The 18,448-nt window shown below is 60.8% G+C and carries 17 protein-coding genes and 1 riboswitch; of the genes, 9 read left to right on the forward strand and 8 right to left on the reverse strand.

From position 1 onward, the window contains the following. Window positions 1-86: 86 nt before the first annotated feature. Window positions 87-1,001, reverse strand: coding sequence for a LysR family transcriptional regulator (locus AB4N33_RS23480; protein WP_476458341.1), 915 nt, complete (start codon window positions 999-1,001; stop codon window positions 87-89). Between the two features lie 129 nt (window positions 1,002-1,130). Between AB4N33_RS23480 and trhA the strand changes: the two genes are divergently transcribed. Further along, on the forward strand, window positions 1,131-1,748 hold the full coding sequence (gene trhA, locus AB4N33_RS23485) for a PAQR family membrane homeostasis protein TrhA (RefSeq protein ID WP_460120082.1): 618 nt from the start codon (window positions 1,131-1,133) through the stop codon (window positions 1,746-1,748). Between the two features lie 23 nt (window positions 1,749-1,771). On the opposite strand, the gene AB4N33_RS23490 is transcribed toward trhA, so the two are convergent. Next, a complete protein-coding gene (locus AB4N33_RS23490) occupies window positions 1,772-2,689 on the reverse strand; it encodes a LysR family transcriptional regulator (protein WP_460120084.1) in 918 nt (305 codons plus the stop codon). Between the two features lie 109 nt (window positions 2,690-2,798). Here AB4N33_RS23490 and AB4N33_RS23495 point away from each other — a divergent pair, with 109 nt between their 5' ends. Genes AB4N33_RS23495 through AB4N33_RS23505 form a run of 3 tightly spaced genes read left to right on the forward strand, consistent with a single transcriptional unit; the run spans window position 2,799 to window position 5,347 of the window. After that, window positions 2,799-4,040: a D-amino acid dehydrogenase gene (locus tag AB4N33_RS23495; protein ID WP_460120086.1), complete on the forward strand. Its 1,242-nt coding sequence runs from the start codon at window positions 2,799-2,801 to the stop codon at window positions 4,038-4,040. A gap of 28 nt (window positions 4,041-4,068) precedes the next feature. Next, window positions 4,069-4,419 (forward strand): RidA family protein, encoded by a 351-nt coding sequence (locus AB4N33_RS23500; protein WP_460120088.1) that lies wholly within the window; start codon window positions 4,069-4,071, stop codon window positions 4,417-4,419. Between the two features lie 25 nt (window positions 4,420-4,444). Then, window positions 4,445-5,347 carry a transporter substrate-binding domain-containing protein gene (locus tag AB4N33_RS23505; protein WP_460120089.1) on the forward strand — a complete coding sequence of 301 codons (903 nt, stop codon included), beginning with the start codon at window positions 4,445-4,447 and terminating at the stop codon, window positions 5,345-5,347. A 99-nt stretch (window positions 5,348-5,446) separates the two neighbouring features. Here the strand turns inward: AB4N33_RS23505 and AB4N33_RS23510 are convergent, their stop codons facing one another. Both AB4N33_RS23510 and AB4N33_RS23515 read right to left on the reverse strand, forming a co-directional pair. Next, a complete protein-coding gene (locus AB4N33_RS23510; RefSeq protein WP_460120091.1) occupies window positions 5,447-6,166 on the reverse strand; it encodes a 16S rRNA (uracil(1498)-N(3))-methyltransferase in 720 nt (239 codons plus the stop codon). Window positions 6,167-6,213: 47 nt separating this feature from the next. Further along, window positions 6,214-7,620 carry an adenosylmethionine--8-amino-7-oxononanoate transaminase gene (locus AB4N33_RS23515; protein WP_460120092.1) on the reverse strand — a complete coding sequence of 469 codons (1,407 nt, stop codon included), beginning with the start codon at window positions 7,618-7,620 and terminating at the stop codon, window positions 6,214-6,216. A 223-nt stretch (window positions 7,621-7,843) separates the two neighbouring features. Here AB4N33_RS23515 and AB4N33_RS23520 point away from each other — a divergent pair, with 223 nt between their 5' ends. The 3 genes from AB4N33_RS23520 (at window position 7,844) to AB4N33_RS23530 (ending at window position 11,100) form a co-directional block, all read left to right on the forward strand. Next, window positions 7,844-9,604 carry a flavin monoamine oxidase family protein gene (locus tag AB4N33_RS23520; RefSeq protein WP_476458342.1) on the forward strand — a complete coding sequence of 587 codons (1,761 nt, stop codon included), beginning with the start codon at window positions 7,844-7,846 and terminating at the stop codon, window positions 9,602-9,604. 334 nt (window positions 9,605-9,938) lie between these two features. Next, on the forward strand, window positions 9,939-10,490 hold the full coding sequence (locus AB4N33_RS23525) for a cytochrome b (protein ID WP_476458343.1): 552 nt from the start codon (window positions 9,939-9,941) through the stop codon (window positions 10,488-10,490). Between the two features lie 31 nt (window positions 10,491-10,521). Continuing rightward, a complete protein-coding gene (locus AB4N33_RS23530) occupies window positions 10,522-11,100 on the forward strand; it encodes a YceI family protein (protein ID WP_476458344.1) in 579 nt (192 codons plus the stop codon). 103 nt (window positions 11,101-11,203) lie between these two features. Here AB4N33_RS23530 and AB4N33_RS23535 read toward each other — a convergent pair whose 3' ends face one another. The 4 genes from AB4N33_RS23535 to ahcY all read right to left on the reverse strand — a co-directional run bounded on the left by AB4N33_RS23535 (window position 11,204) and on the right by ahcY (window position 16,734). Then, window positions 11,204-13,069 (reverse strand): DEAD/DEAH box helicase, encoded by a 1,866-nt coding sequence (locus AB4N33_RS23535; protein ID WP_476458345.1) that lies wholly within the window; start codon window positions 13,067-13,069, stop codon window positions 11,204-11,206. A 224-nt stretch (window positions 13,070-13,293) separates the two neighbouring features. After that, entirely contained in the window at window positions 13,294-14,097 is an 804-nt protein-coding gene (locus AB4N33_RS23540; RefSeq protein ID WP_476458346.1) for a substrate-binding periplasmic protein, read from the reverse strand. A 193-nt stretch (window positions 14,098-14,290) separates the two neighbouring features. Continuing rightward, the gene (metF, locus tag AB4N33_RS23545; protein ID WP_460120102.1) at window positions 14,291-15,136 is read right to left on the reverse strand and encodes a methylenetetrahydrofolate reductase [NAD(P)H]; all 846 of its coding nucleotides are present in this window, start codon (window positions 15,134-15,136) and stop codon (window positions 14,291-14,293) included. A gap of 188 nt (window positions 15,137-15,324) precedes the next feature. Continuing rightward, window positions 15,325-16,734 (reverse strand): adenosylhomocysteinase, encoded by a 1,410-nt coding sequence (ahcY, locus tag AB4N33_RS23550; protein WP_476458347.1) that lies wholly within the window; start codon window positions 16,732-16,734, stop codon window positions 15,325-15,327. A gap of 22 nt (window positions 16,735-16,756) precedes the next feature. Further along, a riboswitch (S-adenosyl-L-homocysteine riboswitch) is annotated at window positions 16,757-16,855 on the reverse strand. Window positions 16,856-17,053: 198 nt separating this feature from the next. Between ahcY and AB4N33_RS23555 the strand changes: the two genes are divergently transcribed. After that, window positions 17,054-17,458, forward strand: a complete 405-nt coding sequence (locus tag AB4N33_RS23555; protein WP_476458348.1) for an acyl-CoA thioesterase — start codon at window positions 17,054-17,056, stop codon at window positions 17,456-17,458. A gap of 71 nt (window positions 17,459-17,529) precedes the next feature. Then, window positions 17,530-18,414, forward strand: a complete 885-nt coding sequence (locus AB4N33_RS23560) for a formate/nitrite transporter family protein (protein WP_460120105.1) — start codon at window positions 17,530-17,532, stop codon at window positions 18,412-18,414. Window positions 18,415-18,448: the final 34 nt, after the last annotated feature.

Genomic DNA, 18,448 nt, shown 5'->3' on the forward strand with positions numbered 1-18,448 from the left:
CTGGATCGCCATCGCGGGCAAGCCCGCTCCTACAGGTTCTCATTGTGTGTAGGAGCGGGCTTGCCCGCGATGCAGGCGACTCGGTCTCAACCTTGCCGATTGGCATACATCCGACATTCCGCCAGCAACGCCAGCAAGTTCGGATCGCGCTCCTTGGCCTTGAGAAACACCACGCCAATGTGCTGCTGCAACCGGTACATTTCCTGTAACGGGATCAGCTTCACCCGGTTCTCGTACACCGCCGCAATCCTCCCCGGCAGCAAGGCATAACCCACGCCCGAGCTGACCATGCTCAGCAGGGTGAAGATGTCGTTGACCTGCATCGCCACCTTCGGCTCGAACCCGGCCTGGCTGAACACGCGATTGCCGTCCTGGTGCGTGGCGAAGCCTTGGGTCAGGGTGATAAAGGTTTCGTCACGCACCTCGGCCAGGTCGACCTCGGTGCGCTGGGCGAACCTGGAATCGGCGGGCGTTGCCAGGTAGATATCATCGGAAAACAGGGCAATGTGCTCGCAATCCGGGTCGTTCACGCTGTCGTCCAGCGACACCAGGATCGCATCGACTTCCATGTTCTTGAGCTTGTATAAGAGGTCGAAATTGGAGCCCAGGATCAGGTCGATATTCAGTTCGCTGCGGCGGATTTTCAGGCCCATGATCAATTGCGGCACGGTCTTTACCGTCAGCGAATACAGCGACCCCAGTTTGAAACGCTCGGCGGAGAAACCGGCGGCCTCGCGGGTCAGACGCACGCTTTCGACGACGTCCTGTATCAGCTTCTGCGCCCGTTCTTCCAGCACGTAGGCGCTCTCCAGCGGCGTCAGGTTGCGGCCTTCATGCTTGAACAACGGGCAGCGCAGGGCGTTTTCCAGGGAGTGAATGGCGCGATGCACGCTGACGTTGCTGGTCTGCAACTCGGCGGCGGCCCGTGCCAGGTTGCCGGTGCGCATGAAGGCCAGGAACACCTCGAGTTTTTTCAGGGTCAACTCTTCGTCGATCAGCATGGGCCGTACTCTCTTGTAGTGCGCTGATTGTGCCCAATTATTGCTGTCGATGTCGTTTGGAAATATTGCGCTTTTAGGCTCAAGGCTTGAGCCTTGCGCAGTGCTTTTGGTTTTGGAGGTGAGACACCCATGTACCACGGGGAAAAATTTAACGCCTGGACGCATCTGCTTGGGGCGGTGGCCGCGACGGTCGGCGCCTTATGGCTGCTGGTGATTGCCGGGATGGACGGCAGTCCGTGGAAGATCGTCAGCGTGGCGATTTACGGGTTCACGCTGATTGCGCTCTACAGCGCATCGACCGTTTACCACAGCGTGCGCGGCCGCAAAAAAGCGATCATGCAGAAGGTCGATCACTTTTCGATCTATTTGCTGATTGCCGGCAGCTACACGCCGTTCTGTCTGGTGACCTTGCGGGGGGCTTGGGGGTGGACGCTGTTTGGGATTGTCTGGGGGCTGGCGCTGATAGGCATCCTGCAGGAAATCAAGCCACGCTCGGACGCGCGGATCCTGTCGATCGTGATCTACGCGGTGATGGGCTGGATTGTGCTGATCGCGGTCAACCCGCTGCTCACGGCCCTGGGTACGGCGGGCTTTGCCTGGCTGGCATCAGGAGGCGTTCTGTACACCGTGGGCATTATCTTTTTTGCCCTCAGTGATCGAATGCGGCATGCCCACGGGATCTGGCATCTGTTCGTGATCGCCGGGAGTTTGCTGCATTTCGTGGCGATCTGGTTCTATGTGTTGTGAACCCAAAATCTGTGGGAGCGCTGTCAAGTCGGTGCCGGAACCAACCGATCCAACTGCTCCTGCGCTCGACGACCGAAGATCTGCAACAAATCGTTCAATGTATGCGGCAACGGTTCCGTCGTGCGGGTCACGGCATACAGGGTGATGGGCAGCGGCGGGGCCAGCGGCCGGATGGTTGTCGTGAGAGCAGAGGCACCCAGGGCTGTGAACGGGTCGATCACCGCCAGCCCCGCACCGGATTCCACCATTGCCCGGGCCAATGAGTAGGTTTGCACGGCGACGCGCACTCGAGGTGGTGGCTCGACCGCTTCGAGGTAACTGTCGAGTCGCGCCGCCAAAGGGTCGGCGCTGGACAAGCCAATCAACGGTGCCCCCGCCAACGCCATCAACGGCAGCGGCTGGCCAAGTTCTTCGTCGGGCCAGTGGCCTTTCGGCGCCAGTGCGACCAGAACGCCGCTGGCCAGCGCTTCGGCCTTCAATCCCGGATGATCAGGGCGCTGCAACGTCAGCGCTACATCCACTTCGCGCATCAGCAGGTTTTGCACCAATTCCCGGCTATGGGCACTGGACAGTTCGCAGGCGATGTCCGGATAGCGTCCGGTCCACTCGTGGATGGCCGGCGGCAGCAAGGAAAGGGCCAGGGCCGGGGTGGCGCCGACCCGCAGGCTGTGGCCGGGCTCGCGACGCAGGCTCTGGGCCAGGCGCCGCACGCCTTGCAGACTTTCGCTGACCTTGTCGACTTCGCGCTCCAGCTCCAGCGCCTCGGGTGTGACCTGCAACTTGCCGCGCACCCGCAGGAACAGCGGGAAGCCCAGTTGCTGCTCGGCATGTTGCAGGACCTTGGTCACCGCCGGTTGCGAGACGTGCAGCAATTGTGCGGCGGCGCTGATCGAGCCGGTCTGGCGGATGGCCTGGAAAATCTCGATGTGACGAAGGCGCATGGCGAGTCCATAACCTTTGTTTATGGGATGGGCATCTTTATTCATTATTCATCGTCTGTCACCTGGCTCTAACCTCGCTCTGGTCTTCACAACGGTTTTAAGGACAGACATGGCTCAGCGTGTGTGCATCATCGGCGGCGGTGTGATTGGCCTGGCAACGGCCTACGCGCTGGTGCGCGACGGCTACGACGTGACGGTGGTCGAGGCTCGGGATGCGTTGGGCAGCCAGACCAGTTTCGCCAATGGCGGCCAGCTCTCGTACCGATACGTCGCGCCGCTGGCCGATGCTGGCGTGCCTTTGCAGGCCATTGGATGGATGCTGCGCGGTGACTCCCCGCTGAAGTTGCGCCCACGGTTCGACGCGGCGCAGTGGCGCTGGATGGCTTCGTTCCTCGGGGCGTGCCGCAGCTCGGTCAACCGGGAAAACGCCGCGCACCTGTTGCGCCTGGCGCTGTTGAGCCAAAGCACCCTCAAGCACTGGCGCGAGGACGACGGGCTGGCCGGTTTCGAGTGGCGGCGCAACGGCAAACTGGTGACGTTCCGCAATTCGGGCAGTTTCGACCACGCGCGCAAGGGCCTGGCCGATCCGCAACAGCAGCAGGTATTGTCGGCCAGCGAGTGCTCGCAGCTGGAACCGGCGCTGGCGAACGGCCCATTCGTAGGGGCGATCTACACCCCGGACGAAGAAGTCGGCGATTGCCATGCGTTTTGCCAGTTGCTGGCCGAGCGGCTGACCGCCTCCGGGCGTTGCGAGTGGCGATTGGGACAGGCCGTGACCGGCATCCGCCACGCCAACGGGAGCGTCAACGCCATCGAGTTGGGTGAGCAGGTGCTGCCGGTGGATCAACTGGTGATCGCGGCGGGCCACCGCAGCCCGTTGCTGCACCTGCCCGGCCTGCGATTCCCGCTGTACCCACTCAAGGGCTACAGCCTGACCGTACCGATAGGCGCCAACCACCAGGCGCCGGACGTGAGCATCACCGACTATGACCGCAAGATCGTCTACGCCCGTATCGGCGCGCAATTGCGAGTGGCGGCAATGGTCGACATCGTCGGCTTCGACCCGTCCATAGACCCCAAACGCCTGGCACTGATCAAGCGCCAGTCCCGCGACACTTTCCCGGATGCCGGCGACTACGACCGCGCCGTGGAATGGGCTGGCATGCGCCCGGCCACACCCAGTGGCGTGCCGTTGCTGGGCGCCACGGCGTATCGCAACCTCTGGCTCAATCTTGGCCATGGCGCGCTGGGCTTCACCCTGGCGTGTGGCAGTGGGCGCTTGCTCAGTGAGCTGATCGGCCAGCGCCAACCCTCCATCGACCTGCACGGTTTCACGCCTCGTGCGGCTTGAAATATCCATCTGACAAGAGGACTGCTTCATGACCATCGAACGTCTGCACAGCAACCCGCGCCTGTCCGGCGCCGTGACCTTCGGCGACCTGGTGTTTCTCTCCGGCCAAGTGCCGGGCGAGGCGCTGGATGCCGGCGGCCAGACCCGCGAAGTCCTGGCCAAAATTGACGCGCTGCTGGCCGAAGCCGGCAGTGACAAGGATCATCTGCTCAGCGCGACGATTTACCTGAAAAACATCGACGAGGATTTTGCTGCGATGAACGAGGTGTGGTCAGACTGGCTGTCGCCGGGCCAGGCACCCACCCGCACCACCGTGCAGGCCGAACTGGCCCGGCCGCAGGTACTGGTGGAAATAACCGTCATCGCCGCTCGCTCGTAAAACACACCCACAACGGAGAATAACAATGCAAAAAATCACGTTGCTCGGCTGCACCCTCGGGCTGTTGCTCGCCAACCAGGTTCAGGCCAACGAAGCGCCTTTGGCTGGCACCCTGGGCAAGATCGCCAGCAGCCAAAGCATCACCCTGGGCTATCGCGATGCGTCGGTGCCGTTCTCGTATGTGGGTGATCACACCGGCAAGCCCATGGGCTACTCGGTGGACCTGGCGAACAAGATCGTCGAGCGTATCCAGCAACAGCTGGCGCTGCCGGATCTGAAAGTAAAATACAACCTGGTGACTTCGCAGACCCGCATCCCGCTGGTGCAGAACGGCACCGTTGACCTGGAGTGCGGTTCCACCGGCGTCACCGCCGAGCGTCAGAAGCAAGTGGCGTTTTCCTACGGCTTTATTTACGTCAAAGGGCAGTTGCTGACCGCCAGGGACAGCGGCATCAAGGGCTTCGACGACCTGCGCGGCAAGAACGTGGTGACCACCGCCGGCACGACCAACGAGCGGTTCCTGAAAAGCTACAACGTCGACCACAAGATCGACATGTTCGTCATCAGCGCCAAGGATCACGGCGAAGCATTCCAGATGCTGCAATCGGGGCGTGCTGCGGCGTTCTACATGGACGACGCGCTGCTCTACGGTGAACGCGCCAAGGCCCACGACCCGCATAAGTGGGTGGTGGTCGGACAGGAACAATCGCGGGAGATCTACAGCTGCATGGTGCGCAAGGACGATCCGCAGTTCCTCGCGCTGGTCAACGGTGTGCTGGGCGAGCTCTACAGTTCGGGGGAGATCAACGGTATTTATCAGCGCTGGTTCGAGCAGCCGATTCCGCCGAAGGGTTTGAACCTTGAGTTTCCGATGACCAGTGAACTGAAGGCGATCATTGCCAAGCCGGTGAGTGATCCGGTGCAGTAGTTTTGGGTACCGCCGCAGACCGCGGCGCGGCCATCGCGGGCAAGCCCGCTCCTACAGGGGGGTTGTTTTTGTAGGTGCGGGCTTGCCCGCGATGGGGCCCTAGAAATCACCCCAAAGCTGCTGGGCCACCGACAAAGCCACCACCGGCGCCGTCTCAGTGCGCAACACCCTCGGCCCCAGGCGCGCCGCATGAAAACCAGCGCCCTTGGCCTGATCGACCTCCGCATCCGACAACCCGCCCTCAGGCCCGATCAGAAATGCCAGGCTCGACGGTTTGGTATGGCTGGTCAACGGCTCGGCCACCGGATGCAGCACCAGCTTCAAATCTGCCTCGGTCTGCTTCAGCCAGTCGGCCAGCAACACCGGCGGATGAATCACTGGCACCCGTGACCGGCCACATTGTTCGCAGGCGCTGATTGCCACCTGCCGCCAATGCAGCAGGCGCTTGTCGGCGCGCTCATCCTTGAGGCGCACTTCGCAGCGTTCGCTGAAGATCGGGGTGATTTCGTTCACGCCCAGTTCAGTGGCTTTTTGAATCGCCCAGTCCATCCGCTCACCCCGGGACAAACCCTGGCCAAGATGGATCTGCAATGGCGATTCGACCTGGCCGGCGAAGCCTTCATCGATCTGCACGACCACGCGTTTTTTGCCGACTTCGCTCAGCGTGGCGCGAAATTCCTGGCCCGAGCCATCGAACAACTGCAACGCATCGCCCTCGGCCATGCGCAGTACACGGCTGATGTAGTGAGCCTGTGCTTCAGGCAACTCGTGCTCGCCGGTGCTCATGGGGGTGTCGATAAAGAAGCGGGACAGTCTCATATCTTGTCTCTGCAAAGGTGTGAATCAGAGGTGGATCGGTGGTGCGGTCAGCCCGGATCGCGGAACCCCGGGTGAAAATCTTTCGGCACTGCCACGCTGACGCTGTCGCGGGTCGCGATGTCGATCCCTTCGCTGGCCACTTCAGCCAGGAAGTCGATCTGCTCCGGGGTAATCACATAAGGCGGCAGGAAATACACCACGCTGCCCAATGGCCGCAACAAAGCGCCACGCTCCAGAGCATGCTGGAACACCTTCAAGCCCCGGCGCTCCTGCCACGGATAGGGTTCGCGGCTCGCCTTGTCCTTGACCATCTCGATGGCCAGGACCATGCCAGTCTGGCGAATCTCGGACACGTTGGCATGATCGGCCAGGTGCGCGGTGGACGACGCCATGCGCGCGGCCAGCGCCTTGTTGTTCTCGATGACGTTGTCTTGCTCGAAGATATCCAGCGTCGCCAATGCCGCCGCACAGGCCAGCGGGTTGCCGGTGTAACTGTGCGAGTGGAGGAAGGCGCGCAGGGTCGGGTAATCGTCGTAGAACGCGCTGTAGACTTCATCGGTGGTCAGGCACGCCGCCAGTGGCAGGTAGCCGCCGGTCAGGGCCTTGGACAGGCAGAGGAAGTCCGGGCGGATGCCGGCCTGCTCGCAGGCGAACATCGTGCCGGTGCGGCCGAAGCCGACGGCGATTTCGTCATGGATCAGGTGGACACCGTAACGGTCACAGGCTTCGCGCAGCAGCTTGAGGTACACAGGGTGATACATGCGCATGCCGCCCGCACCCTGGATCAACGGCTCGACAATCACGGCTGCGACGCTGGCGTGGTGCTCTGCCAGGGTCTGCTCCATGGCGGCGAACATGTTGCGCGAGTGTTCTTCCCAGCTCATGCCCTCGGGACGCAGGTAGCAATCCGGGCTTGGCACCTTGAGGGTGTCCATCAGCAGGGCTTTGTAGGTTTCAGTGAACAGCGGCACGTCGCCCACCGACATCGCCGCCATGGTTTCGCCGTGGTAGCTGTTGGTCAGGGTGACGAAGCGTTTCTTGTTCGGCTGGCCGCGATTGAGCCAGTAGTGAAAGCTCATTTTCAGCGCCACTTCGATGCAGGACGAACCGTTATCGGCGTAGAACACCCGATTCAGGCCCTCCGGCGTCATCTTGACCAGGCGCTCGGACAGCTCGATCACCGGCTGATGGCTGAAGCCGGCGAGGATGACGTGCTCCAGTTGATCGACCTGATCCTTGATGCGCTGATTGATGCGCGGGTTGGCGTGGCCGAACACATTGACCCACCAGGAGCTGACGGCATCGAGGTAGCGTTTGCCTTCAAAGTCCTCCAGCCAGACGCCTTCGCCGCGCTTGATCGGGATCAGCGGCAGCTGTTCGTGGTCTTTCATCTGGGTACAGGGGTGCCACAACACGGCAAGATCGCGTTGCATCCACTGATTGTTCAGGCCCATGTTCAGTCTCCTCGAGGCGGTCCGTGGCAGGCGCGGACGTACAATCGCGCAAGCCTATGCAATGCGTCGCGCGGGAACAACCCATTGTGTCGATTGAGCTACTTTGTAGAGGGCGATAGACGTCGCTGGCGGCCTACTGATGGCTGACGTATTCTTCGCGACTCTCTGAGTCGCCTGACTCGTAAAACTGCCTTTTCCTACGTGTATTTCCGGAGTTCGCTGAATGTCTGCTGGTTGGCTGCGCGCCTGTGCGCTAGTGATGTTGGGGCTGTTCAGCGTGTCTGCGCTGGCCAAGGATAAAACGGCAATCGTGATTGGCGGCGGGCTTTCCGGCCTGACGGCGGCCTACGAACTGCAGGCCAAGGGCTGGCAGGTCACCTTGCTGGAGGCCAAGCCAGGCATGGGCGGTCGCTCCGGCATGGCCACCAGCGAATGGATCGGCAACGATAAGACCCAGCCGGTATTGAACAAATACGTTTCGACTTTCAAGCTGAGCACCACGCCAGCTCCCGAGTTCGTCCGCACGCCGGGTTACTTGATCGACGGTGTGTATTACAGCGCGTCCGACCTGGCCACCAAGGAGCCGGCGACCGCCGAAGCGCTCAAACGCTACGAGAAGACCCTGGATGACCTGGCGCGCTCCATCGAAGACCCGCTCAACCCGGCCGCCAACAACACGCTGCATGCGCTGGACCAGATCAACGTGTCCAACTGGCTGGATCGACTGAACCTGCCAGCCACCGCGCGTCAATTGGTGAACCAGCAGATTCGTTCGCGATATGACGAACCGTCGCGCCTGTCGCTGCTGTATTTCGCACAGCAGAACCGCGTTTATCGAGGCGTCTCTGACCGTGACCTGCGCGCCTCGCGTCTGGTCGGTGGCAGCCCGGTGCTGGCCCAGGCCTTCGTCAAGCAGTTGAAAGTCATCAAGACCAATTCCCCGGTCTCGGCCATTACCCAGGACAAGGACAGCGTGACCGTCAAGGTCGGCAGCGTCGGTTATCAGGCGGACTACGTCGTCGTGGCGGTACCGTTGCGTGCGCTGGCGAAGATCCAGATGACCCCCGCGCTGGACGCCCAGCACGTGGCCGCGATCAAGGGCACCAACTACGGCTGGCGCGATCAGATCATGCTCAAGTTCAAGACGCCGGTGTGGGAGAGCAAGGCGCGCATGTCCGGCGAGATCTACAGCAACACCGGCCTTGGCATGTTGTGGGTCGAGCCAGCCCTCAAGGGTGGCGCCAATGTGGTGATCAACCTGTCCGGTGATAATGCGCGGGTGATGCAGGCATTCGGCGACAAGCAGATGGCCGACCAGGTGCTGATCCGTCTGCATGCGTTTTATCCACAGGCTCGGGGTTCGTTCACGGGTTATGAAATCCGTCGTTACAGCGTCGATCCTTCGATGGGTGGCGCTTACCTGGCGTTCGGCCCGGGGCAGATCAGCAAGTTCTGGCGCCTGTGGGAGCGTCCGATTCAGCGCGTAGCGTTCGCCGGTGAGCACACTGACGCCTTGTACCCCGGTACCCTGGAAGGCGCTTTGCGTACCGGCCAGCGTGCCGCCAGTCAGGTTGAAGACCTGGCGGCCGGCAAATCGTTTGAACCGCAGAAAGCGGCCCCTGTAGCGGCAGCTGCCGCAGCTGCCGCAGCGGGCGCTGTGGCGGCGAAGAAGGGCAATTTCTTCAGCAATCTGTTCGGCGGCTCGGATGACGAGAAAAAACCGGAACCGGTCAAGGCGCCAGAGCCTGCTCCGGCACCGGTCGCACCCGCCCCGGCACCTGCGCCGACTCCAGCGCCTGCTCCGGTTGAGCCTGCCAAGCCTGCGGCACCGGTGAAAGCCACGCCTGCCAAGAAAGCCCCGGCAAAAGCCCCGGTGAAAAAACCGGCGGCCAAGACCGAAGCGAAAAAACCTGCGGCCAAGGCGCCCGCCAAAAAAGCCGAGCCGGCCAAGAAGCCTGCGGCGACTGAGGCCAAGGCGCAGTAAGGCTTTGCGCTGAACAAAAAAGCGCGGCTCTTGAGTCGCGCTTTTTTATTGCTCCTGAGATAGCCATCGCGAGCAAGCTCGCTCCTACAGGGTGGCGGTGCGGATGCGAGAACCCCTGTAGGAGCGGGCTTGCTCGCGATGAGGCCCTGACAGGCGCAGCAAAATATTGAGCCTGCCCCCTAACACCCCGTCACACTTTCGCCTTTAATCTTTCCTTAACACGTCTATTTCAGACTCTTGATCGTATTTCTCGATATTTCAAAGCGAAATTTTCCGCTTTAATTCGATAGATAACTCGATAGTCTTGGTTCGCAGTTCTCACAGGATTTGGGCAATGCAGCTACGTAACTCTTCTTCACGCTATGGTTGGGTCAGCATCTTCATGCACTGGGGCGTAGCGCTGGCGGTCTTTGGGCTGTTTGCACTCGGTCTGTGGATGGTGGGGCTGGACTACTACAGCACCTGGCGCAAAGACGCGCCGGACCTGCACAAGAGCATTGGGCTGGTGCTGTTGGGTGTGATGCTGCTGCGGGTGGTGTGGCGCTTTGTCAGTCCACCGCCACCGACGCTGCAAAGCTACAGCCGGATGACCCGCATTGGCGCCAAGTTCGGCCATGGGTTTCTGTATTTCGGTCTGTTCGCTGTGATGATTGCCGGTTACCTGATTTCCACCGCAGACGGTGTCGGTATCCCGGTGTTTGGCTTGTTTGAAGTGCCTGCATTGATCTCCGGACTACCGGACCAGGCAGATACCGCTGGGGTGATTCATCTGTACCTGGCCTGGGCGCTGGTAATTTTTTCCGGTCTCCATGCGTTGGCAGCATTGAAGCACCACTTTATCGATCGTGATGCGACCCTGACGCGAATGCTCGGTCGCAAAGCCTGAAGTTCAACCTCGACTCAAAGGAAAAGAAAGCATGTTGAAAAAGACTCTGGCCGCTCTGGCAATCGGTTCTGCCGTACTGTCCGCCAACGCAATGGCCGCTGACTACGTTGTTGACAAGGAAGGCCAGCACGCCTTCGTTGACTTCAAGATCAGCCACCTGGGCTACAGCTACATCACCGGTACTTTCAAGGACATCGACGGCAAGTTCAGCTTCGACGCTGCCAAGCCTGAAGCCAGCAAAATCGAGTTCAACGTCAATACCGCCAGCGTGTTCACCAACCACGCCGAGCGTGACAAGCACATCGCCAGCGCTGACTTCCTGAACGCCAGCAAGTTCGCCAAGGCCACCTTCGTCTCCACCAGCGTCAAGTCCACCGGCGAGAAGACTGCCGACGTGACCGGCGACCTGACCATCCTGGGCGTGACCAAGCCAGTCGTGGTCAAGGCCACTTTCCTGGGTGAAGGCAAGGATCCATGGGGCGGCTACCGTGCCGGTTTCGAAGGCACGACCACCATCAAGCGTTCCGACTTCGGCAAGCAGAAAGACCTGGGCCCAGCGTCCGATACCGTTGAGTTGTACGTATCGTTTGAAGGTGTGAAAGCGAAGTAATTTTCGCCCTCACACAGTGCTCCCACCTGTTTGGGTTTGTGGTGAAGCATAAAAAATGCCCCGGCTTTTGCGAGCCGGGGCATTTTTTTGTTGCGATGAAAACTCAGCGGTTGCGGGTCAGCAGCGCTGGTTTTTCGCCGCGAGGGCATACTGGCAACTGATCAAGCTGTTCAGGCGTCGGGAAGCGATCAGCCTTGGACTCCTTGTGAATGATCTTTGGCGCCGGGCTGCGGGTGTTCTGCACGGCCGGCTCCGAGCGCGGCTGATCGTCACGGGCCGGACGACGGTTGCGACCTTCTTCGCGACGGGCCTGGCCGTCACGTGGTGCGCCATTGCGAGGGCCGCTGCGCTTGCCGGTCGAGGAACCGCTGGCATCGCCGCCACGTGGGCCGCCTTGACGACCTTGAGGCTTGGCACCGTTGCGTGGTGCGCCGGCACCGCCAGCCGAGCCTTGTGCCGGAGCACCCGGGCGACGACCGCGACCCTGGGCCGGTTTGGCCTGGGGCACGTAGTCGACACGGTTACCGAAGTTATCGATGTCGTCATCGAGGAACTCGTCCGGGGCACGATCAGCGGCCGCGCGTGGCGCCGGGCGCTGCTGCTCGCGCGCTGTGCCTTCGCGGGGTTTCTGCTCACGCGCCGGGCGCTCGCCACGACCGCTGGCGGCAGGTTTTTCCTTACCGCCCTTGTCCTTGCCTTTGTCTTTACGACCGCCGCCACCGCCGCTGCCGTTCGGACCGTCGCCACGCGGGCCACGGGCATTGCGCGGGTTACGCACGTCCGGACGTTCGCGTACTTCCGGCTTCTCGGCTTCCACGGCGCTGGCATCGAAGCCCATCAAGTCGCCATCGGCGATTTTCTGCTTGGTCATGCGCTCGATGCTTTTGAGCAGCTTCTCTTCGTCCGGAGCGACCAGCGAGATCGCTTCGCCCGAGCGACCGGCACGACCGGTACGGCCGATGCGGTGTACGTAATCTTCGTCGACGTTAGGCAGCTCGAAGTTGACCACGTGTGGCAACTGGTCGATGTCCAGGCCACGGGCGGCGATGTCGGTGGCGACGAGGATGCGCACGCTGCCGGCCTTGAAGTCGGCCAGGGCCTTGGTGCGTGCGTTCTGGCTCTTGTTGCCGTGGATTGCCACAGCGCTCAGGCCGTGCTTGTCCAGGTACTCGGCCAGACGGTTGGCGCCGTGCTTGGTACGGGTGAACACCAGCACCTGTTCCCAGGCGCCTGCGGTAATCAGGTGAGCCAGCAACGAGCGCTTGTGGTTGGCAGGCAGGCGGAACACGCGCTGCTCGATGCGCTCGACCGTGGTGTTCGGCGGCGTCACTTCGATGCGTTCGGGATTGTGAAGCAGCTTGCCGGCGAGGTCGGTGATGTCCTTGGAGAAGGTCGCCGAGAACAGCAGGTTCTGGCGTTTGGCCGGCAGACGGGCCAGGACCTTCTTCACGTCATGAACAAAGCCCATGTCGAGCATGCGGTCGGCTTCGTCCAGCACGAGGATTTCCACGTGGGACAAATCGACGCTGCCTTGACCTGCGAGGTCGAGCAGGCGGCCCGGACAGGCTACCAGGACATCGACACCGCGAGCCATGGCCTGAACCTGTGGGTTCATGCCGACGCCGCCGAAGATGCAGGCGCTGACGAACTTCAGGTCACGGGCGTAGACCTTGAAGCTGTCGTGAACCTGGGCGGCGAGTTCGCGGGTCGGGGTCAGGACCAGCACACGCGGTTGGCGTGGGCCGTGACGCTGGGATTTGTCCGGGTGACCGTTGGGGAACAACCGCTCCAGAATCGGAAGGGCGAAACCGCCGGTTTTACCAGTACCTGTCTGAGCCGCAACCATCAGGTCGCGACCTTGCAACACGGCGGGAATGGCCCGCTGTTGCACCGGAGTAGGCTCGGTATAGCCCGCGTCTTCGATAGCGCGGACCAAAGCCTCGGAGAGACCGAGGGAAGCAAAGGACATGAGTAATCCTGTTGTGAGTTAGAGCTGGGCCCAAATGGGAGTCTTGCCTGGCGCGAATGGCGTTCAAGAGCAACGCAATCCCGTCCGGTCCTGCTGAGCCCTGGAAGCACATCTGGAGCACTCGCGCGGGCTGAAAAGCTGCGCTGTAGCGGGTCGAGATGCCTTGAACAGGTTCGAGCGTCCGGGCGTGAGCCTGGCGGGAACGCCGGAGTATAACAGAGCAATCACTGTGCGCTGCTTTCCTGCTGCTCAACGGTTTTATCCAGGACAGCCGTGGACTCGCTGACTTTGGGCGCTGCGCCGTAACGGGCACTGAGCTCGGCGTAGGCCGGCTCGCGTTTGAAACGTTTGAGCTCGGCACCAAAGCGTTGGACCAGCAGGTCCATTCCGGCATTGCGCCGAACCGCCAGGAACTGGCTCTGCTGGCTGATCACAGTCGGGTTTTCGCTGATCTTGTCGCGGATGTTCAACTCGTCGAGCAAATGCTGGCCCACGCGGCGGTCGGTGATCAGCAGGTCTATCCTCCCGCGCAGCAGCTTGCCGAAGTTGGCCTCATGAGTGGGTGCCGGCTCTCGGATGAACAGAAGCGACTCCCGGAATTCCGGGTTGTACAGGTAGCCAGGTGAGGTGCCGATGGTCAGGCCCTTGAGATCTTCCAGGGTGCGAAACGGGTGAGGGCGCTCGTTGGCGTAGAACATGACGAACTGGACTTGCGAGAGCGGCTCGCTGGGGTAGAGCAAGGTGGCATCGCGCTCCTCGCTGTGAAAAATATCCAGCGCGCCATCGGCCTGCCCGGTTTCGAGCATGGACAGGCAGCGCTTCCACGGCAGGAATTGCCACTCGACTTCGATCCCCAATCGCTTGAAGACAATGGCCGTGGTTTCGTAATCCAGGCCCAGCGCTTTGCCATCTTCCTCAAAGACGTAAGGTGCCCAGGGCTCAGTGACAATGCGCAATTTCTCGCCCCGGGCGGCAAAGCTCAGGCAAGTGAAAAGGAGCAGGGAAAGAAGCTGGGTGATCAAAGGCATGGCTTGAGATTACGACGAGAAACCGTAAATCGCCAGAAACCCGCGCCAGAAGCTCTGGCTCCGTGCATTGCTGCACAAAAAATGTGCGGGAAAAGCAAAAAAATCACCGTCTTCGGCAGTCTCTGCTAGGGAGTGTGGCACTCACAGAAACCGTCAGAAACGGCGATTTTTTGATCAACGCCTGGTTTGTCGCTTAACGCGGCAACTTCAGGTTATTCCAGATGGCCAGGCTAGGTTCGGCCTGGTTCATGGAATAGAAGTGCAGCCCTGGTGCGCCACCCTGCAACAGGCGTTCGCACATCTCGGTGACGACTTGCTCGCCGAAGCGCTGAATGCTTTGGGTGTCATCGCCGTAGGCTTCCAACTGCTTGCGGATCCAGCGCGGGATTTCCGCACCGCAGGCGTCGGAGAAGCGCGCGAGCTTGCTGTAGTTGGTGATCGGCATGATCCCCGGTACCACTGGAATATCCACGCCCAGCGCCTGCAAACGGTCGACAAAATAGAAATAGCTGTCGGCGTTGAAGAAATACTGGGTGATCGCGCTGTCGGCGCCGGCCTTGGCCTTGCGCACGAAGTTGGCGAGATCGTCTTCGAAGTTGCGCGCTTGCGGATGCATTTCCGGGTAGGCGGCGACTTCGATGTGGAAATGATTGCCGGTTTCTTCACGGATGAACTCAACCAGCTCATTGGCGTGACGCAGCTCGCCGCTGGTCATGCCCATGCCAGACGGCAGGTCACCGCGCAGGGCGACGATGCGCTTGATGCCGGCAGCCTTGTACTCGTTCAGCAGGCCGCGCAGGTCGTCCTTGCTGTCGCCGACGCACGACAGGTGCGGGGCGGCCGGGATTTTGACTTCGCTTTCCAGTTGCAAAACGGTGTTGAGGGTTCGATCACGGGTCGAGCCGCCAGCGCCATAGGTGCAGGAGAAGAAATCGGGGTTGTAGGTAGCCAACTGACGGGCAGTGGCGATCAGCTTTTCATGCCCAGCGTCGGTCTTCGTAGGGAAGAATTCGAAGCTGTAGCGACGGTCTTGGGACATGGAGGGGGCCTCCAGCTTCAAGCTGCAAGCCACAAGCTGTAAGGGAAGCGCAGGTGCGCTCGTCTCTCGTGCCTGGGGTTTGCAACATGAGGCTGTATTCGCAAATGGGTGCAGAGCGCTGAACTTCGTGCAGCGAGGCCGGCTTTTGACCTTGCTTGCCGCTTGAAGCTCAAAGCTCGTAGCTGCTTTTAGTACCGGTACGCGTGCGGCTTGAACGGACCTTCGACGGCCACGCCGATGTAGTCGGCCTGGGTCTTGGTCAGTTGAGTCACGACACCGCCGAAACCGCGGACCATTTCCAGGGCCACTTCTTCGTCGAGTTTCTTGGGCAGTACTTCAACGGTCAGGCGCTCGGCTTTCTGGGCTGGCGACAGGTCGGCGTACTTCTGACCGAACAGGAAAATCTGCGCCAGTACCTGGTTGGCGAACGAACCGTCCATGATGCGGCTTGGGTGACCGGTGGCGTTGCCCAGGTTCACCAGGCGGCCTTCGGCCAGCAGGATCAGGTAGTCGTCGTTCTGGGCGTCGAATGCACCAGCACCGGTACGGTGGATCTTGTGTACCTGTGGCTTCACTTCTTCCCATGCCCAGTTCTTGCGCATGAAAGCCGTGTCGATTTCGTTGTCGAAGTGGCCGATGTTGCAGACAACAGCGCGCTTCTTCAGGGCCTTGAGCATGTTTGAGTCGCAAACATTGACGTTACCGGTGGTGGTCACGATCAGGTCGATCTTGCCCAGCAGGGCCTTGTCGATGCTGGCTTCGGTGCCATCGTTGATACCGTCGATGAAAGGCGAGACCAGTTCAAAACCGTCCATGCAGGCTTGCATGGCGCAGATCGGGTCAACTTCGGAAACCTTGACGATCATGCCTTCCTGACGCAGGGATTGAGCGGAGCCCTTGCCCACGTCACCGTAACCGATAACCAGCGCTTGCTTGCCGGACAGCAGGTGGTCGGTGCCGCGCTTGATGGCATCGTTCAGGCTGTGACGGCAGCCGTATTTGTTGTCGTTCTTGCTCTTGGTCACCGAGTCATTGACGTTGATGGCCGGGATCTTCAGTTCGCCCTTGGCCAGCATGTCCAGCAGACGGTGTACGCCGGTGGTGGTTTCTTCGGTCACGCCGTGAACGCGATCCAGCACCTGCGGGTATTTTTTGTGCAGCAGCTCGGTCAGGTCACCGCCGTCGTCGAGGATCATGTTGGCATCCCAAGGGGCGCCGTCCTTGAGGATGGTTTGCTCCAGGCACCACTCGTACTCTTGCTCGGTTTCGCCTTTCCAGGCAAAAACAGGGATGCCGGCTGCGGCGATGGAGGCAGCGGCCTGGTCCTGGGTCGAGAAAATGTTGCAGGACGACCAGCGCACTTCGGCACCCAGGGCAACCAGGGTTTCGATCAGCACGGCAGTCTGAATGGTCATGTGGATGCAGCCGAGGATTTTAGCGCCTTTGAGCGGTTGCTCTTCGGCGTACTTGCGGCGCAGACCCATCAGGGCAGGCATTTCCGACTCGGCGATGATGGTTTCACGGCGGCCCCAGGCGGCCAGGGACATGTCGGCGACTTTGTAGTCGGTAAAATCTGCGGGCGTGATTACAGCGCTCATGAGAGCCTCCATTCGTAATGTATGCGAATGGGCGCCGTTGTGCGTTTGGCGTCGGGCATAAGCCTGACAACGCCCCATCCGAGCCTGACAGGTCGAACCTGCTGCAGCGCCCCTCGGACAGGTGGCGGGAAAACGGTAGGAGCCGTTTTGAAATCGGCGGTGATTATAGCTTTCTTTATCCGCCTGGTGGCAAGCGACAAGCTACAAGCGGCAAGTAAATGCGGATCGACTTTTGACTTGTGGCTTGCAGCTTGCCGCTTAAAACTTGAAGCTGGGGGCCAAACCCCTATCGCCCACACAACCCATGCCCGGAGCCTCCATGAATTTCCACACCCGCAAATGGGTCAAACCCGAAGACCTCAACCCCAACGGCACGCTGTTCGGCGGCAGCCTGTTGCGCTGGATCGATGAAGAAGCGGCGATCTACGCGATCGTCCAGCTGGGCAATCAGCGCGTGGTCACCAAGTACATTTCCGAAATCAACTTCGTCAGCGCCTCACGCCAGGGCGACATCATCGAGTTGGGCATCACCGCCACCGAATTCGGCCGCACGTCGATCACCCTGACCTGCGAAGTGCGCAACAAGATCACCCGCAAAAGCATCCTGACGGTGGAGAAGATGGTCTTCGTCAACCTCGGCGAAGACGGCCTGCCCGCGCCCCATGGCCGGACCGAGATCAAGTACGTCAAGGATCAGTTCAAGGACGACTCCAGCGTCGAATGACGCTCCCACACCGAACGGAATGCCAGGGGAAAAGGTCGTAGCTAAATCATCCATCACTGATGTTTAGCGCCATGACTACGCCAACAAACGGCACGACCCCCGATCTCACGCCCAAGGAACAGCATGAGGTCGAGAAAAACCAGCCGCCGCGCGCAGCGGTGCTGCATGAAATCATTCGCACCCAAGGCGATCAGGAACTGGAGCGCAGCATCGCTGCACTCTGGTGGTCGGCTCTCGCCGCCGGCTTGACCATGGGCCTGTCGCTGATGGCCATGGGATTGCTGAACTCACGTCTGCCGGAGGGCGACGGCTTCAAGGTGATCGCCAGTTTCGGTTACTGCGCGGGATTTCTTGCGGTGATCCTTGCCCGCCAGCAACTGTTCACCGAAAACACCCTGACTGCCGTGCTGCCGATCATGAGCAACCCCACGCTTGGCAACTTCGCCCGATTGCTGCGGCTGTGGTCGGTGGTGTTGGTAGGTAACCTATGCGGCACCCTTCTGGTGGCGTATGTGATGCTGGAATTGCCGATTTTTGACAGCAAGACCGACATTGCCTTCCTCGACATCGGGCGCAAGGTCATGGAAGGCGATCCCAGCCAGATGTTCTCCAAGGGCATCATTTCCGGCTGGATGATCGCAACCATGGTCTGGATGATCCCGTCCATGGAAAGCGCGAAAGTTTGGATCATCGTGCTTATCACTTACTTCATGGCATTGGGCGACTTCACCCACATCGTGGTCGGGTCGCTGGAGGTTTCTTACCTGGTGTTTGCCGGAGAACTGCCCTGGAAGGATTTCTGGCTGGTGTTCGCCGGTCCCACGCTGGCGGGGAACATCATTGGTGGCAGCTTCATCTTCGCGTTGATCAGTCACGCGCAGATTCGCAGCGAGTCCGGCACGCCCAAAGACCAGAGCGTCGCGAGCGCTCCGGTCGATGAGGACGACGACCGGTGATGAGCCGGAGCGAGGCGTCGATGTTGGTACACGC

The organism is Pseudomonas sp. S1_E05, from assembly GCF_056337105.1.

Excerpts from the sequence above, each read along its gene's own strand:
- AB4N33_RS23530 (WP_476458344.1), top strand. The coding sequence starts at position 10,522 with ATGTTGAAAAAGACTCTGGCCGCTCTGGCAATCGGTTCTGCCGTACTG.
- trhA (WP_460120082.1), top strand. The coding sequence starts at position 1,131 with ATGTACCACGGGGAAAAATTTAACGCCTGGACGCATCTGCTTGGGGCG.
- AB4N33_RS23525 (WP_476458343.1), top strand. The coding sequence starts at position 9,939 with ATGCAGCTACGTAACTCTTCTTCACGCTATGGTTGGGTCAGCATCTTC.
- AB4N33_RS23520 (WP_476458342.1), top strand. The coding sequence starts at position 7,844 with ATGTCTGCTGGTTGGCTGCGCGCCTGTGCGCTAGTGATGTTGGGGCTG.
- AB4N33_RS23555 (WP_476458348.1), top strand. The coding sequence starts at position 17,054 with ATGAATTTCCACACCCGCAAATGGGTCAAACCCGAAGACCTCAACCCC.
- AB4N33_RS23505 (WP_460120089.1), top strand. The coding sequence starts at position 4,445 with ATGCAAAAAATCACGTTGCTCGGCTGCACCCTCGGGCTGTTGCTCGCC.
- AB4N33_RS23535 (WP_476458345.1), bottom strand. The coding sequence starts at position 13,069 with ATGTCCTTTGCTTCCCTCGGTCTCTCCGAGGCTTTGGTCCGCGCTATC.
- AB4N33_RS23500 (WP_460120088.1), top strand. The coding sequence starts at position 4,069 with ATGACCATCGAACGTCTGCACAGCAACCCGCGCCTGTCCGGCGCCGTG.
- AB4N33_RS23560 (WP_460120105.1), top strand. The coding sequence starts at position 17,530 with ATGACTACGCCAACAAACGGCACGACCCCCGATCTCACGCCCAAGGAA.
- AB4N33_RS23495 (WP_460120086.1), top strand. The coding sequence starts at position 2,799 with ATGGCTCAGCGTGTGTGCATCATCGGCGGCGGTGTGATTGGCCTGGCA.
- AB4N33_RS23540 (WP_476458346.1), bottom strand. The coding sequence starts at position 14,097 with ATGCCTTTGATCACCCAGCTTCTTTCCCTGCTCCTTTTCACTTGCCTG.
- metF (WP_460120102.1), bottom strand. The coding sequence starts at position 15,136 with ATGTCCCAAGACCGTCGCTACAGCTTCGAATTCTTCCCTACGAAGACC.
- ahcY (WP_476458347.1), bottom strand. The coding sequence starts at position 16,734 with ATGAGCGCTGTAATCACGCCCGCAGATTTTACCGACTACAAAGTCGCC.
- AB4N33_RS23510 (WP_460120091.1), bottom strand. The coding sequence starts at position 6,166 with ATGAGACTGTCCCGCTTCTTTATCGACACCCCCATGAGCACCGGCGAG.
- AB4N33_RS23490 (WP_460120084.1), bottom strand. The coding sequence starts at position 2,689 with ATGCGCCTTCGTCACATCGAGATTTTCCAGGCCATCCGCCAGACCGGC.
- AB4N33_RS23515 (WP_460120092.1), bottom strand. The coding sequence starts at position 7,620 with ATGGGCCTGAACAATCAGTGGATGCAACGCGATCTTGCCGTGTTGTGG.
- AB4N33_RS23480 (WP_476458341.1), bottom strand. The coding sequence starts at position 1,001 with ATGCTGATCGACGAAGAGTTGACCCTGAAAAAACTCGAGGTGTTCCTG.